Annotated in this window: 15 protein-coding genes; 10 read left to right on the top strand and 5 right to left on the bottom strand. The window is 63.8% G+C overall.

Annotation, left to right across the window (positions count from 1 at the left end):
• The first annotated feature begins 31 nt into the window (after positions 1–31).
• From U5918_RS05065 to U5918_RS05040, 6 genes are all read left to right on the top strand, one after another.
• Entirely contained in the window at positions 32–289 is a 258-nt protein-coding gene (locus U5918_RS05065; protein ID WP_335999957.1) for a hypothetical protein, read from the top strand.
• Positions 290–2,694: 2,405 nt separating this feature from the next.
• On the top strand, positions 2,695–3,054 hold the full coding sequence (locus tag U5918_RS05060) for a hypothetical protein (protein WP_335999956.1): 360 nt from the start codon (positions 2,695–2,697) through the stop codon (positions 3,052–3,054).
• 137 nt (positions 3,055–3,191) lie between these two features.
• A complete protein-coding gene (locus U5918_RS05055) occupies positions 3,192–3,389 on the top strand; it encodes a hypothetical protein (RefSeq protein ID WP_335999954.1) in 198 nt (65 codons plus the stop codon).
• Positions 3,389–3,634 carry a hypothetical protein gene (locus tag U5918_RS05050; protein ID WP_335999952.1) on the top strand — a complete coding sequence of 82 codons (246 nt, stop codon included), beginning with the start codon at positions 3,389–3,391 and terminating at the stop codon, positions 3,632–3,634. The genes U5918_RS05055 and U5918_RS05050 overlap by 1 nt, the downstream gene beginning before the upstream one ends.
• Positions 3,635–3,797: 163 nt before the next feature.
• On the top strand, positions 3,798–3,956 hold the full coding sequence (locus tag U5918_RS05045) for a TCP-1/cpn60 chaperonin family protein (protein ID WP_335999951.1): 159 nt from the start codon (positions 3,798–3,800) through the stop codon (positions 3,954–3,956).
• 177 nt (positions 3,957–4,133) lie between these two features.
• Entirely contained in the window at positions 4,134–4,652 is a 519-nt protein-coding gene (locus U5918_RS05040) for a CinA family protein (RefSeq protein WP_335999950.1), read from the top strand.
• Here the strand turns inward: U5918_RS05040 and U5918_RS05035 are convergent.
• Together U5918_RS05035 and U5918_RS05030 are read right to left on the bottom strand one after the other, a co-directional pair.
• Entirely contained in the window at positions 4,649–5,416 is a 768-nt protein-coding gene (locus U5918_RS05035; RefSeq protein ID WP_335999949.1) for an SAM hydrolase/SAM-dependent halogenase family protein, read from the bottom strand. The genes U5918_RS05040 and U5918_RS05035 overlap by 4 nt on opposite strands.
• Positions 5,417–5,435: 19 nt before the next feature.
• Positions 5,436–5,969 (bottom strand): nicotinamide-nucleotide adenylyltransferase, encoded by a 534-nt coding sequence (locus U5918_RS05030; RefSeq protein WP_335999948.1) that lies wholly within the window; start codon positions 5,967–5,969, stop codon positions 5,436–5,438.
• A gap of 168 nt (positions 5,970–6,137) precedes the next feature.
• Between U5918_RS05030 and lonB the strand changes: the two genes are divergently transcribed.
• The 4 genes from lonB (at position 6,138) to U5918_RS05010 (ending at position 12,060) form a co-directional block, all read left to right on the top strand.
• On the top strand, positions 6,138–8,267 hold the full coding sequence (gene lonB, locus U5918_RS05025; protein ID WP_335999947.1) for an ATP-dependent protease LonB: 2,130 nt from the start codon (positions 6,138–6,140) through the stop codon (positions 8,265–8,267).
• Between the two features lie 3 nt (positions 8,268–8,270).
• The gene (locus U5918_RS05020; protein ID WP_335999946.1) at positions 8,271–9,167 is read left to right on the top strand and encodes a CPBP family intramembrane glutamic endopeptidase; all 897 of its coding nucleotides are present in this window, start codon (positions 8,271–8,273) and stop codon (positions 9,165–9,167) included.
• Between the two features lie 47 nt (positions 9,168–9,214).
• A complete protein-coding gene (locus U5918_RS05015) occupies positions 9,215–9,949 on the top strand; it encodes an SDR family NAD(P)-dependent oxidoreductase (protein WP_335999945.1) in 735 nt (244 codons plus the stop codon).
• A gap of 122 nt (positions 9,950–10,071) precedes the next feature.
• Complete coding sequence (locus tag U5918_RS05010; RefSeq protein ID WP_418771361.1) at positions 10,072–12,060, top strand: SLC13 family permease; 1,989 nt, start codon at positions 10,072–10,074, stop codon at positions 12,058–12,060.
• Between the two features lie 35 nt (positions 12,061–12,095).
• On the opposite strand, the gene U5918_RS05005 is transcribed toward U5918_RS05010, so the two are convergent.
• The 3 genes from U5918_RS05005 to U5918_RS04995 all read right to left on the bottom strand — a co-directional run bounded on the left by U5918_RS05005 (position 12,096) and on the right by U5918_RS04995 (position 15,900).
• Positions 12,096–13,097, bottom strand: coding sequence for a potassium channel family protein (locus U5918_RS05005; protein ID WP_335999943.1), 1,002 nt, complete (start codon positions 13,095–13,097; stop codon positions 12,096–12,098).
• A 196-nt stretch (positions 13,098–13,293) separates the two neighbouring features.
• Complete coding sequence (locus tag U5918_RS05000) at positions 13,294–15,003, bottom strand: GMC family oxidoreductase (protein ID WP_335999941.1); 1,710 nt, start codon at positions 15,001–15,003, stop codon at positions 13,294–13,296.
• The gene (locus U5918_RS04995; RefSeq protein ID WP_335999939.1) at positions 15,004–15,900 is read right to left on the bottom strand and encodes a hypothetical protein; all 897 of its coding nucleotides are present in this window, start codon (positions 15,898–15,900) and stop codon (positions 15,004–15,006) included.
• Positions 15,901–15,941: the final 41 nt, after the last annotated feature.

Genomic DNA, 15,941 nt, shown 5'->3' with positions numbered 1-15,941 from the left:
GTCAAAGGAAGATCCTTTCTTGGATCACTGAATGAGGATACACATGGATATTACCCAAGGCACTCTGATATTCCTGCTTGGATTGGTACTTCTGACAACGGGGCTAATGTTACCTGATACAGTAGCCAGCACAGAGGGGGAGTGTGTTGAGCCTGGCTCGAATCCAGGGAACTGCAAAGTCGGAGGCTACGAGGAAGTGACCCGTGAGGAAGACAACGACTTCCGTGCGCCGATCATCGTCGGTGGTGGGATTCTCGTAATTGTTGGAATAGTTGTTGACCTCCAGTAGCAGTTGTCTCAGATTCCTGAACGTTACATTTTTACCTAAGAGAACCGAACAAGTAACCATGTCGACGACGCCAATTGCTACTCGACTTCCCTATCATATCGTTGAGCACGTCGAAGAAGTTGCAGAGTCTCCCAGTACCAGTTACTCCTCCAAGTCGGAGGTCCTTCGATCAATGTTAATCGACCAATTCGAGTGAGGGGAACCCCTTTTCAAAATTCTCCACTATACTCCCCATCTCACACCTTTTGCACCGATTCTTAGTATACAGGATGTTTCCCCCTCGGTTCCGTATCCAATCCCTCAAAATGTACGCTATGTCGGTCTGTGGAACACTCTGATCCCTCTCTCAGGTAACTCTGGACTCTGTATCATTCCTTGACGGCTCAGAGTGTGTAAATTATCTGAAATTCAGATACAATAGAAGAGTTTGAGTACAATAATGCTCGTTCACTCCTCCCTTGTACCCCACTCAGTCGGGTTACACTCACTACGTTCGTGTAACCCTCCTTCGGGGGTACTGCGGTCGTCGTTCACTCGCATCTATTTTTACTGGTAAAACACCCGTTTGGGTGTTAGGGAAGAAGGAGGATGGGGATTAGAAGGAGGTGGTCGAGAAATTGATGTTGGGTTCCAATTTCTTGGGGTAACATCGTGATGAGGGAGATTCGGGAGAAATTACGCTACGTATGTCTGAGTAACCTTAGAGTCGATTCTGAGTTTACAGGATGTTTCCCCCTCAGTTTAATTCGCGGTTCAGCTTGAGTGGTGTAGGAGGAAGAATTGGGCGCCTATTGTACATTCTGAACGTGGATCATGGAATGATAGTGAGTCCTGAATACTCCGCCCAGATCGTGAAGTCTGCATCTTAGTAATGACTTTCGGGACCACCTATAAGATATATTAATATGTATGTTATTTGATGTACAATGCAATATCGGGGCCAATTGATCCACTCTCTTTGGGACAGTAGGCATTGTCCCAGATGAGCCGATGCTGCTTATCGTCCATTTATCCAACTGGTTCTCGCGATCTCGAAAATTTTTGTGAAATTGGCCGAGGCAGGATTGAGGATTGATCATGAGACAACCGTGACCATGGGGGGATACCCCCTGAAATAAATTGGCTACGGACGTTGGAGGGGATGCCCTCCACCTATGTACAGTATATCCATCCCCTTCGTAATCGTGTCCATGAGGGTACTGAGAGCAGAATTTGAGAACTAACCTTTCCCCCACTCACTATCCTATTCAGGGAGTTGAATCGAGCGTGTCGTGTTCGTGGGGAGGAAAGCGCAGGCGTTGCGTGTCTCTGACCGCAACGCCGAGAACCTCCCCCGAACCGACCGCTCACAGCACACCAATCCAATCATTCGATTGTGGTATTTCCTACGTGGGTCATGGCACACTCTTGGAACATCCAGACGTCACCAGAATAGAGGGGTTGTAGTGGCCCGTTCATCCGTATTTGCAGGATCTAACTCAGTCATGACTCATGGGATAGAAGTGGACTAATGCGGGAAACGTCAAAAGCTCTCGATTACCGTGGTGCGAAGGGGAAAAGAAACTCCTGGTCGACGAAATGGTATGGATCGCCATTGTGGTACTGTATCGGTGCATTGACGACGAACCACCGAGGGACGTACCCAATCAGTCGGCAATCCACCTTCCCGATACGACTGGCCAATACGTAGTAGTCTGCCGTCAGTGGTTCGTATGCATCGACAGTCAGGGCAGGATTCGAGCGGTGTCGACCAACTGTTTTCACGTCAATAGTGGCCCCTCGATAGGTTAGGTCGACTCCACCATCCCCACCATCGGCGTACACTTCGGTGTTCAGACGTTGTTCGATACCGAGGTGGTGTGCGACGGCGTCCTCACCAATGAGGCCAGTTAGGAAGTTCTCTGTTGTCCCAGTGGTGGTGTCTGCAATACGGGCAGCGTGTTCCCGTAGTGGATATAACCGATTTTGCTCTACGTGATGTAGAGGAAACTGATCGAGAGAGAACTGAGCGGCTGAAACCAGGGGTGTCGGTGCTGGTTCGGTTGCGGGCTGTACGTCGCTTCGGTCGGGTTCGCGTTTCTCTGTGGACATGGATGCCTCTATTCGTATCCCACCGAGCTTCCCGACCGAAGGAGTCAGGTTGACTCAGTGTAAATGAGTCAACCAACCTTTCGGGCATCGGGTTACTTCGGTGGCCGATGGGTGTGCAATGGGATGCTGTGCGTCTCAGGGCCAGCATCCCTTTCTGCGTCCGATCTACGTTCACGAGCGACAGGGATGTCACTACGACCTGTACTACATTCTCTCACGGGCCAGGAGCCCGCTTTCCCGTGAACGTGATTTAGCCGAGGAGGGGAATCGTCAAGAACTTTCGCTTCGGACAATTTGTGAACCTTAAATACGACATGAGCCGAGATATCTTCAAAGAGTACGATAACGGAACGGTGATTGAAGCTGAAATCATTAGACGCGAAGGACTCCGAGACTGGGGTGCGCCACCTTTTGTGGTGGAATCTATCGATGGAATCGAAGTGGAAAAAGATAGATACAGTACTGCAAGATCATTGGCTCATATATTTGAAAAATACGACAATCCTCGATTGGAAATAGATGAGGGTTTGATCCCTATTGAAGTTGCTATTGACGGGAATCCTGCCATTTCAACATTTCTCCACGGTGTTCACGAATTTTCTAAGGATGAAATTGCGGAGACAATGGACGTGAAAACAGAGACCGTCACGAAGTATCTACGCAGATTTAGGTAGCTACATAGTTCAAAAGCGCGCAATTGTTTGAGGGTGAGTAGTCAACCTAAGACGGTCTCAGCCACTTGAAAATTATCTCAACTCGGTTCTCAAATGGCGACGAAAGCCATTTTATCATTCAGTGATGTAATTTGGTAATGACTGCCGACATAGGTGAATTGATCGTCGCTGGTGTCATGCTGATTGTAGGCGTTGGGGTTATTGCTATTCTGAACGGAGCAAACGCATCAACAGTAACGGGCCTCATGGAGAGCGGTATCACGCTCGTTGTTTATGTTGGTGTATTAGCAATCATCGCGATTACCTTGTTAAGTATAGTCGGGGGCGGTCGATAGTGGAAGACAAGTCGCTTATGGAACGGATCGGTGAAGAGATGGAGAAAGATGGGCTGGACTTGCTGGAGCAGGTGATTGTGCTAATTATGGGCGGGGTACTCGGGGGGCAGGCGTTGCAGGTAGCGCAGGCTGGCCGATCAATATGGTACGAATTTGGTGCTTATGCGATAATTTTCTTCGTTGGTATAGTAACGCTTGGATTTACACATCTGTTCGTCTCCTACCACCGCGCTATTGACGAATAACCTCTGCTGGAGGAACTGCTTTTCATCTCTCGTTGACTCCACCGAAGGCCACGAAAACGATCCTGTGGTTTTACTTTCGCGCCTTCAATAGAGATAACCACCATACGGCAGAGGACCCCAGTCATCGAAGACTGAATGGATCTGACGGCGACCCCGACGACTTGTGGGTTCGTTTTGCGAATCCGCAAGACGGCGGGCCTGTTCACAGGTCCGCAAGTACGGCGTCCTCGACCCCGCCGCGGTCAAGCAGGAAGCCGTCGAGTCCGCGACCGAGGCCGCGACGATGATCGTCCGCATCGACGACGTCATCGCTGCCGAGTAACGACGCCGTTCGTTCGCGTCCGATCACCCGACCGCCAACCGCACTCCATTTTTTGGCTCGATCCGTGAGCGTCGGCTATCGTGATCGGCAGGCACTCGGATTCCTGCGGATAACCGGTGGTGCCGCCGGACCGAAACGGTCGCGGGATTCAAATCGCCGGGCCTCGTGACCGGACGCATGACAGAGTTCGGGATGGAGCCGCTGATCGAGACGCAGGTGGGCGACGCGCTCGAACGGCGCGAAGAGACGCTCGCCGTCGCCGAGTCCTGTACCGGCGGGCTCGTGAGCTCGCTGCTTACCGACGTTCCCGGCGCCAGCGCGTACCTGGACCGCTCGGTCGTCGCCTATAGCTACGACGCGAAACGGCAACTCCTGGGCGTCTCCCGCGAGGCGCTCGACGTCGACGGCGCCGTCTCCGAACCGGTTGGTCGCGAGATGGCCCAGGGCGCACGCGACACCGCCGACGTGACCTGGGGGCTCTCGACGACCGGCGTGGCCGGCCCGGGACGCGACCGCGCCGATCACCCCGTCGGGACCGTCTTCGTCGGCGTGGCAGAGGCCAGACCGTGGGGGACCGGCGACTCGTCGACGACCGTCGAGCGCTACCAGTTCGAGGGCTCGCGCCCGGAGATCAAGGAACGGATCGCGCGGCGGGCGCTGGCCGACCTGCTCGACCGGATCGAGGAACGCGACTAGTCGAGGTCGATGGCGACGCGGTCGCCGACCGCCACGCCGAAGGCCGCCTCGCCCCGACCCCGGTTGACCGCGAGTTCGACGTTGCCGTGGCTCCCGACCGTCACGAGCCGCTGGTCCGGGTCGACCGCGGCGTAGGTCGGTTCCACCGGCGCGCGCTCGCCGTTGACCGTCACGTGGTCGCCGTAGCGACCGTCGAGAATCGATCCGGGAACGTTCGTGATCGCGTTGCCGAAGTCGTCGACGACCAGCACTTCGCCCGTGGCGCGCTCGTCGTCGACCGTCGGTTCGGGGAAGGTCAGGTCCACGAGGTCGTCGGCCGGCGCGAAGGCTTCGCGAGTCTCGAACTCGCCGATCCCGGCCTCGTGGACCAGCGCGGCCGCGGGCGCGAACACGTCTCGCCCGTGGAAGGTGCTGCTCGCGGGGTCACCGAGGTCGATCTCGAAGGCCTCGATCCCGTCTTCACCGCCAGCCAGTTCGCGGGCCACCGGCCGGAGGACGCCGTTGTCGGGCCCGACGAGCGCGTGATCGCCCGCCCGGAGGACGACCGCTGCGCGGTCGGTGCCGACGCCGGGGTCGATCACGACGAGGTGGACCGCCGGGGGGAAATACGGGAGGACCTCGCGAAGCCAGAACGCCGCCGTCCGGACGTCCTGGCGGGGGAAGTCGTGGGCCACGTCGACCAGCCGGGCGTCCGAGTCCTGGAGGATCACGCCCTTCATCGCGGCCGGGTAGGGGGTACCGAAGTCGGAGCTGAGGGTGATCATCGATTCTGGCCGTGGCGGGTCAGTGGTCGTTCTCGCTCGCGTCGCCGCCGTCGTCGCCCGCGATGGTCTGGAGGCGCTCGAGGCCGTCGATCTCGTCGATGACGTCGACGACCGCGTCGGGGACGAGGTGTTCCCAGTCGTCGCCGCCGATCATCCGCGAGCGGATGCGCGAGCCCTTGAGGTCCTCGCGGTTGTACATCCTGGACTGGCGCACCTCGATGCCGGCCTCCTCGAAGAGGCGGATCACGAGCGGGTTGTTCGAGTAGGCGACCTGGAAGTCAGGCGCCATGCTCTCGATGTGGCTCACCCAGACGGAGTTGCGGTCGATGTCCTCGATGGGGACGACGTAGGTCCGGGTGTCCACGTCTTCGAGCACGCGCGAGACCATCATGACCCGCTCGCCGGCGGTGAACGGGTTGCGGACGGAGTGGGATGCGTCGGCGCTCCCGATGCCGACCACGACCTCGTCGACCTCCGCGGCGATCTCCGCCGTCATCTCGCGGTGGCCGTCGTGGAACGGCTGGAAGCGGCCGATGTAGAACCCCCGTGTCATACAGGTACGTCCGCGGGCAGTTTGATAAAACACGCGAGTCGCAGGCGAGGAGCGTCGAGCGGTTTCGGTCGGGCCGCTGTCCGGCGGTTTGGAGGTTCTCGGCGGTCGGTAGAGGGGAGAAAGTATATCAGTCGACGGCCCTTCCGTTCCGGTAACAGCAACGCTTCTATGAGCAACGAAACGGACACGGACGACGACCCCGAAGACGGGGGTCCCGACTCCGCGGAGGAGTCCCCACACGCCTACGAGAACGCGGCCGACGACGTCGAGGAGGTCGACGGCGTCGAGAGCCGCCGCGACGACGGGGACGAGGAGGAGTCGGGGGTTCCCGACGGTAACGAGGGCACGATCGACGATCTCGGGAGCGAGGTCGAGATCGACGCGCCGGTCGACGAGGAGGGCGCCGAAGACGACATCCTCGGCGGCCTCGAGATCGGCTCCACGCAGGACATCGAGGTGCCCGACCGACTGGTCGATCAGGTGATCGGCCAGGACCACGCCCGCGACGTGGTGAAGAAGGCGGCCAAGCAGCGTCGCCACGTCATGATGATCGGCTCGCCCGGGACCGGGAAGTCGATGCTCGCGAAGGCGATGAGCCAGTTGCTCCCCAAGGAGGAACTGCAGGACGTGCTCGTCTACCACAACCCCGACGACGGGAACGAGCCGAAAGTTCGGACCGTGCCCGCCGGCAAGGGGGACCAGATCGTCGACGCCCACAAGGAGGAAGCTCGCAAGCGCAACCAGATGCGCAGCTTCCTCATGTGGATCATCATCGCCATCGTCATCGGCTACTCGCTGCTGATCGTCCAGCAACCCCTGCTGGGCATCCTCGCGGCCGGTGTCATCTACCTCGCCTTCCGCTACGGCTCTCGGGGCAACGACTCGATGATCCCGAACCTGCTCGTCAACAACGCCGAGCAGAACACCGCGCCGTTCGAGGACGCCACCGGCGCCCACGCCGGCGCGCTGCTGGGCGACGTCCGCCACGACCCGTTCCAGTCCGGCGGCATGGAGACGCCCAGCCACGACCGCGTCGAGCCCGGCGCGATCCACAAGGCCAACAAGGGCGTGCTCTTCGTCGACGAGATCAACACGCTCGACATCCGCAGCCAGCAGAAGCTGATGACGGCCATCCAGGAGGGCAAGTTCTCCATCACGGGCCAGTCCGAGCGCTCCTCGGGCGCGATGGTCCAGACCGAGCCCGTCCCCTGTGACTTCATCATGATCGCGGCCGGGAACCTCGACGCGATGGAGAACATGCACCCCGCCCTGCGCTCGCGGATCAAGGGCTACGGGTACGAGGTGTACATGGACGACACCATCGAGGACGACGCCGAGATGCGCCGGAAGTACGCCCGCTTCATCGCCCAGGAGGTCGAGAAGGACGGGCGGCTCCCCCACTTCGACGAGCAGGCCGTCGAGGAGGTCATCCTCGAGGCCCGCCGCCGCGCCGGCCGGAAGGGCCACCTCACCCTCAAACTGCGCGACCTCGGTGGCCTCGTCCGGGTCGCGGGCGACATCGCCCGCGCCGAGGACAAGGAGTACACCGAGCGCGGGGACGTGCTGCAGGCCAAGCGCCGCAGCCGCTCCATCGAGCAACAGCTCGCGGACAACTACATCGAGCGCCGCAAGGACTACGAGCTGACCGTCAACCAGGGCGACGTGATCGGCCGCGTCAACGGCCTGGCCGTCATGGGCGAGGACTCCGGGATCGTCCTCCCCGTCATGGCCGAGGTCACGCCGAGCCAGGGCCCCGGCGAAGTGATCGCCACGGGCCAGCTCAAGGAGATGGCCCAGGAGGCCGTCCAGAACGTCTCGGCGATCATCAAGAAGTTCAGCGACGAGGACATCACCGAGAAGGACGTTCACATCCAGTTCGTCCAGGCCGGTGAGGGCGGTGTCGACGGCGACTCCGCCTCCATCACCGTGGCGACGGCGGTCATCTCCGCGCTGGAGAACGTCCCCGTCGAGCAGAACCTGGCGATGACCGGATCGCTCTCCGTGCGCGGGGACGTGCTCCCGGTCGGCGGCGTCACCCACAAGATCGAGGCCGCGGCCAAGTCCGGCCTCGACACGGTCATCATCCCCAAGGCCAACGAGCAGGACGTGATGATCGAGGAGGAGTACGAGGAGATGATCGAGATCGTCCCCGTCTCCCACATCAGCGAGGTCCTCGAGGTCGCTCTGGCGGGCGAACCCGAGAAGGACTCGCTGGTCGACCGGCTCAAGAACATCACCGGCAAGGCGCTGGAACAGCGCGAAGTCGGGCACGGCAGCGGCAGTCCGAGCCCGCAGTAACCCGTGCCGCAGTGGACGGCGTTCGTCGGCCTGACGGGCGTCGTCCTGACCCTCTTGCTCGCGCTCGCTCGTCTCTCCCAGTACGCCGTCCGCGGTAACGGTCCGGCGTCCGACGACGACGCTCCCGAACAGCCCGAGTCCCGCGATCCGGACGACGCGTATCCGACCTTCGTCCCGCCGGAGGGGGACGCTCCCGACCCAGTGACTCGCGAGCGATCGCTCCGGACGGACGGCGATTTGGCGGCGACGCCGACGGAAGGCGGGCCCGCGGCCGGTCCCGACCAGTTCTCGACCGGTGCCCTGCTCGCCAACGTCGCGCTCACGCAGGGGCTGTTCGGGGCGATTCTGCTGGGCGGGGCCTGGTACTTCGAGATCCCCGCGTGGGCGTTCGGCGTTTCCGACGCCTCGCTCAGCACCGGCCTCCCAGCCGTGGGCGTCGGCATCGTGGTCGGCGTCTCGCTGTACGCCGTCAACGAGGTCGGTGCGGCGAGCGCGGACGCGATGGGCGTCGAGTACGACGAGCGACTGCGGTCGCTGCTCGCGCCGGAGTCGGCGACGGGGTGGCTGATACTGCTTTTCCTGGTCCTGCCGATCATCGCCGGCGTCGAGGAGTTCATCTTCCGGGCCGCGGTGATCGGCGCGACGGGCGCCGGGTTCGACACCTCGCCGTGGGCGCTGGCCGTCGTCTCGTCGCTGGCCTTTGCCCTGGGACACGGCGCACAGGGCCGGGTCGGGGTCGCCGTCACCGGCGCGCTCGGGTTCGTCCTGGCGGCGGCGTTCGTCCTGACCGGGAGCTTCCTGGTCGTCTTCGTCGCGCACTACCTCGTGAACGCCCTGGAGTTCGTGGTCCACGAACTGCTGGGCATCGAGTGGGCCGGCGGCGCGGGTTCGGACGGGTGAGTCGCCGGAGCTACCCCTTTTAGGCCGTTGCGGTTCTAGTCCCGTGCATGACGACCCTGGACGACGACGTCGTGATCGTCACCGGCGCGAGCCGGGGCCTCGGCGCAGCGATGGCGCAACGATTCGCCCGGGAGGGTGCAGCCGTGACGGTGACCGCTCGCAGCGAGTCGGCGCTGGCCGACGTCGCGGCCGCCGCCGACGGCGACGTGCTCGTCGCGCCCGCGGACGTCACCGACGAGGACGCGGTCCGCGACGTGGTCGACGCGACGGTCGACGAGTACGGCTCGGTCACCGGACTCGTGAACAACGCCGCAATCGGCCTCCTGAGCATGTACGACGAGGGCCGCGTTCTCCACGAGGTCGACGCGGCGGACTTCCGCCAGATCATGGACGTGAACGTCACCGGCGTCTTCCTGTTCTCGAAGTACGTCGTCCCCGAACTGATCGAGGCGGGGCGCGGTAACGTCCTCAACGTCTCCTCGGGCCTGGGCCGTCGCGGCTCGGCGACGTGGGGCCCCTACGTCACCTCGAAGTGGGCGCTCGAGGGGATGACCCGGACCCAGGCCCTGGAACTGGACGAGCACGATATCAACGTCAACGCGCTCGACCCCGGCGGCCGCGTCGACACCGGGTTCTGGGACCACCTGCCCGACGAGGAACGGGAGACGATTCTCGGTCCCGACGTCATGAACGACGCTGCCACGGCACTCCTGGCGCAGGGGCCGGACGGCGTCACCGGTGAATCGATGCCCGTCGACGAGTGGGAACAGCGGCTGGGATGACGGGTCGCGGTCCGGGTGCGGACCGCCACCGATCGCTCACGCAGGGAACGGCTGTCGAACCAGAACCGTACTTTTAATGATACGCCATCGAGATGTGAGAGCCAGTTGATGCGGTGACGACCATCCTGCCCGAACTCACACTGGCGACGCCCGTCTCCCTCCAGCAATTCCCGGTGGGGCTCCCCGTCTCCATCGACGTGTTCGTCGTGCTGCTGGTGGTCGCGGTCGCGCTCGTCCTGTTCGTTCTGCAGCCTGTCTCGATCGACACCACCGCCATCGCGCTGATGGTGGCGCTCATCCTCCTCGGGCCGTGGACGGGGGTGTCCCCCGAGGAGGGCGTGTCGGGCTTCTCGAACCCCGCCACGCTCACCGTGCTGGCCATGTTCATCCTCAGCGAAGGCGTTCGACAGACCGGCGTCATCCAGATCCTCACCCGGAAAATGGAGGCGTTCGCGGGCGACAGCGAGTCCCGACAGCTGATCGCGACGGTCGGACTCTCCGGCCCCGCGGCGGGCTTCGTGAACAACACGCCGATCGTCGCGGTGTTGATCCCCGCCGTCACGAACCTCGCCCGGAAGACCGGCACCTCGCCCTCCAAACTTTTGATCCCGCTCTCCTTCGCCTCGATGCTGGGCGGGACGCTCACCGTCATCGGGACGTCGACGAATCTGCTCGCGAGCGACATCTGGGCGCAGATCGGCCCGACCGGCGAGCCGTTCTCGCTGTTCGAGTTCACGCAGCTCGGCGCCGTCGTGCTGGCCGTCGGGATGGTCTATCTGCTGACCGTCGGTCGGTACCTCACGCCCGCCCGGATCACCGCCGAGGGGTCTCCCACGGACCAGTTCGGCATGGCCGACTACCTGACCGACGTGGTCGTTCACGAGGACTCCGACCTCGTCGGCTCGCAGGTCCGTGACGTCCGCCGCGGCGACCTCGACCTGGACGTGTTCCAGATCGTGCGCAACGACCGCGTCATCGTCCGGGGGCTCCCCTCCGAGCGGATCCGCGCCGGTGACGTGCTCTCGGTCAGAGCGAGTCAGGAGACGCTCGAACAGGTCATCGAGGACGACCACCTCGTGCTCCTGCCGGAACTGCTCGACGCCGGAGCCGACGAGGACGAACCGCTGCCCCAGGGATTCGACCCGGAACGCCACGAGTGGAATCCACCGGCAGCGTCCCCCGAGACGAACCCGGACGACGAGGATGGCGAGAACGACGACGAGGGCGAGGACGACGAGGAAGCACACGCTGCCGAGGCGGAAACGTCGCTCACGGAAGTCGTCTTGCTCCCCGGGCAGTGGTCGAAGCGGCGGGACGGCGTCGCGGGGTTCGAACGCGAGTTCGACGCGACCGTGCTCGCGATCCGCCGGGGCGACGAAGTCATTCGCCAGCGCCTGCGCGACGTCGACCTCCAGGCCGGGGACGTGTTGCTCGTCCAGACGAACGAGGAGGTCCTGGACCGGTTGCGGACCGACACGAACGTCGTCGTCTCCAGCGACGAGCGCTGGGAGGAGTTCGACCGGACGCAAATCCCCATCGCGCTGGGCATCGTGGGGGGCGTCGTCGGACTGGCCGCCCTCGAGTATCTCCCGATCATGGTCAGCGCCCTCGCCGGCGTCGTCGCGATGCTCTTCTCGGGCATCCTCCGCCCGGAGGACGCCTACGAGGCCGTCGACTGGGACGTCATCTTCCTGCTGGCCGGGGTCATCCCGCTGGGTATCGCGTTCGAAGCCTCCGGGACAGCGGACCTGATCGCGACGGGGATCGTCGCGGGAAGTGCCGTGCTCCCACCGATCGCGATGCTCGCGACATTCTATCTCGGGACCGCGATAATCACGGAGATGGTGAGCAACAACGCCAGCATCGTGTTGATGCTCCCCATCGCGATCGAGGTCGCCGGCCAGCTCGGCGTCGACGCCTTCGCGTTCGCCCTCGCGGTGACGTTCGCCGCCAGCACGCCGCTTCTCAGCCCGGTCGGCTACCAGACGAACCTCATGGTCTACGGCCCCGGCGGGTACAAGTTCACCGACTTCGCCCGCGTCGGCGCGCCGTTGCAACTCATCCTGACCGTCGTCACGACGGTCGGCATCGCATTCTTCTGGGGGCTGTGAGAGCAGGCGGCGACGAACGGGTCCTCGCGGCGGGATTACGGATTCTCGGACCCGGGCCACTGGCGTTCGTCCGAGCGGACCAGGCCGAACAGTTCCCGTCGCCGATCGTCTAACTCCACGATGGCGTCCTCGAAGTCGTCGTCCGAAACCGTCGGGACGCCCCTGTCACGGAGCGCGGCGATGTCGGGTGACGGGGGCGATTCGTCGGCCGGCTCTACGAACGCGCTATCGAGCGTCTCGAGATAGGAACGGACGCTCGTCCGGGCCTGTGTGATGGCGATCTCACTGGGGCGGGTCCGTTTCGGGACGCCGAAGCGGAGGAGCGTCAGCGTCTCGTCCAGGACGGTGACGGCCGTGGCCGGGGCCGCGCTGGAATCGGGCGTGTAGAAGTAGTGGAGTATCGGATACGCCTTGTGGTTGGTCGTGAGCGTGTCGAGGCGCGTTGATATCGACTCGAGCGGGACGTCGAGTCCGCGGAACCGGTCGCCGTCCCAGCTCGCCTCGAGTATCTCGGTACTGTCGCTCCCCAGTCCGCTGATACTGCTCGCGAGCGAGCGTTTCTGCGTGACGGCGCCGAGGACGGAGAGGACGTACGTGACGCTCAGGGTCACGAACAGCATGCCGCTCGCCGTCGCGAGCGACGTCACGATCTGCCAGCGCCCGTCTCGCGGGGTGAAATCCCCGTTGCCCATCGTGAAGATCGAATAGCCGACGAAGTAGATGCGCTCGATCCAGGAGATCGGACCCGGATCCCGCGTATCGAGCAGTGCGTTCTCGGCGCCGGCGAAGAGGGCGGTCCAGCCGGCCCACAGCAACGCGATCCACAGCGTCAGGCTGCCGAGGAGTATCACCGGCCCGGCGATCGACAGCAGTCGAGGGCGGTCGCCGGCGACGGCTCGAAGCGAGCGCCACGTCCACTTCGTGAGCCGAGTCGTCAGCGGCCCCGCGCCGCCCTCGACCCAGAGCGTCGTCCACAGGAGGTCGACCACGACGAGCAGCAGCAGGAAGAGCCCGAGCAGCAGATAGAGGGCGCTCATCGTCCACCCTCACCGGTGACCGAGGACTGTCGGTAGCCGTACCGACGGCTGCACCACCGGGACCGTCCGTGTCGACTGGGAGAGACGAGCACGTCCACAGTGCCGTGGTATCGGCGTTCGGATCTGAAAGCCCACTGCTTTCATCTCCGACCCGGCACCTCGCGACGTACCGGCCCGGTCGTGCAATACCGGGGGCTCAGAAGTACCGGTCGACGATCTTCTCGGCGGTCCGGGCGGCCAGGGCCTGCCCCGTATTGGTCGGGTTGACGCCGCCGACCGAGTTCGCCAGCGCGCTGTGATCGGCGACGAAGAGTCGATCGACGTCGTAGGCCTCGCAGGCGGTGTCGACGACCTTCCCCATGCGCATCGTGGACTGGACGTGCAGCGCGGTCGGCGGGGAGTCAGAGCGATGGACGTGGGACGCACCGGCCTCACGGAGGATCTCCGCGGCGATCTCGGCGAGTTCGTCGCGGCGTTTCTTGTCCCCGTCGCTCGGCACGTAGTTGACCAGCGGGATCGAGCCGTTCTCGTCCGAGACGCCGGGGACGACGGTCACGCCGTTGCGCTCGTGCGGGCGGTCGTCGCTTACGACGAGAATCTGGAGCATCCGGCGGTACTCCGCGAGGGTCTCCTTCAGCTCGCGCCCGGCGAGCCGGCCCATCGTGTCCCAGGGGGCGTCGCTGGTGTCGTTCTGGAAGGTAAAGCCCGAGGCGCTCGCGCCGAAGCCGAGGATGGCGCCGAGGCCGGGCGTGGTGCCGACGGTCTGGAGCATCCCCAGCCCGGGATAGTCGAAGCGGGCGGCGATGTCCTGGCCCTGGAACTGGTCGACGGTGTCTGTGCCGAGTGTCCCGTCCAGATCCGCCCCCTCGAACAGGCCCATCACGTTGTCGCCGAAGTGGATGGTCATGCCGCTGCCGACCCAGTCGTTCTCGGGGAGGTCGGCGTTCTTCCAGAGCCGCGGGGTCTCGATGGCCCCCGCCGCGAGGACGACCACTTCGGCCTCGACGTCCTCTTTGTCGCCGGACCAGGTGTCGCGGAACTCGACGCCGGTCGCCGAGGGGTCGTCGCCGAACCAGGTGTCGGTGTGGATGTCAGTGACGAAGGCGTTGGGTCGGATCGTCACGTTCCCGGTCTTCAGGGCCGGCGGGACGAAGCTGATGTTGCTCGCTCGCTTGGCCTTCTCCTCGAAGGGTGCGCCCCGCGGGTGTGGATTGCCGGCGATGTTGCCCAGCGCGAGCGTGTCGCCCTCGACCTCGGGATACTGGAAGTCGCCGTCGTAGTCGGCGTCGACGTGCAGTTTCTCGTCGGGCTGGCGGATCGCGTTCGGCTGGGGCCGGTAGCCCGGCTCGGTGACGTTCAGTTCGTCGAGCAGATCCCAGCCGGCGGCCGCTGCGCCCCGGAAGAACAGCTCTTCCTTGGCGGTGACGGGCGCGGGCGCGACCTCGCACATCTCCTCGATCTCCTGGTAGTAGGGGACGAGGTCGGCGTAGTCGATGGGCCAGTGGCCCTGCTCGTCGATCGAGGCGGGGTAGGCCCGCGGGTGGTTGCCGGTGTAGTGCAGCGTCGTACCGCCGACGCCGGAACACTGGAGGATCGCGCCGTCGCCGGGGAACTTCCGGAAGTAAAAGCCCCGCTCGTGATCGGCGGGCCCGAAGATGAGCTTGTTCACCATCTCGAACTCGCGGGTGGTGAACTGCTCGTCGAGCAACTCGCCGCTGAGGTCCTCGATCGAGGAGGAGGCCTCCCCGCCGGGGTCCTCGTGTGGCTTGGGCCACTTCTCGTTGCCGTGGAACGGGCCGGCCTCCAGCACCAGCACCGAGAGGCCCGCCTCGGCGAGTTTCCAGGCCGCGACCGGGCCGTCGCCGCCGGCGCCGACGATCACCGCGTCGTATTCGCTCGCGACCATCTACGCACCCTCCGGATACGGCTCCTCGTAGTCGCTCGTGTCGTAGTCGTTCTCGCGGAAGTGGCCCGAGTCGCGCGTCACCAGCACCGCCCCGTCGTCGTCGATCTCGGTCCAGACGTCACCGCCGCCCAGCGGGCCGTCGGGCGTCCCGACGTACCCTCGCAGGGCCGCGTAGCCGTCCGAGAAGCCGGGGTAGCCGGTCTGGCGCCAGCTCTGTACCTCGGCGGGGTCGTTCGCGTGCTCGCGCTGGCTCGGCGGCTGCGTGAACTCGTCGTAGCCCTCCCACTCGCTGTAGTAGATGACCTCCGCGAAGCCGACCACCAGCTGGCCGACGAGGCCGGCGTCGGCCTCGAACACGGTCCCCGAGACGGGCGACAGTTCGAGTTCGTACCCGTCGAGCAGGCCGATGGCCCTGAGGCGGTCGCGCCGCGACAGTTTGGCGAACGTTCCCGCGACGAACCGGACGACCCAGGCCGACTCGTCCTCGGGTTCCAGCAGCGAGAGCGGCCGGTCGACGCTGGGCTCGTCCTCGTTGTCACCCTCGGCGAGCAACTCCTTCGCGGCCAGGTCGAGCACCGCCGCGACCGGGCTCGCGATGGGGATGTTCCCCACCTCGCCGACGTAGGGCAGGCCGAACGTGAACAGGTCGTTCGCGTAGGTGATCAGAAACGCTTCGAGGTCGACGGCCAGGCCGCCGGGCACGTGCTCGGCGCCCAGGCTGTCTTCGAGCCCTGGCGTCTCCGGGAGCACCGCGTCGACGATCGCTCGAAAGGTGATCTTCGTGTGCGTGTCGAACGTCGTCGACGAGCCGGCGGCCTGACCCGAGACGGCCAGCGTCCCCCCACCCGCCGCGACGCCGCGCAGTACCGTTCTCCGCGTGACGTTGTTCCCCTCCACGACCTGTCGTCCGCACAACGACTATAAAAAGTTTCAGGGAC

This window comes from Halorientalis sp. LT38, assembly GCF_037031225.1.
Classification (GTDB): Archaea; Halobacteriota; Halobacteria; order Halobacteriales; family Haloarculaceae; genus Halorientalis; species Halorientalis halophila.
This window is presented reverse-complemented; position numbering and strand designations above follow the sequence as displayed.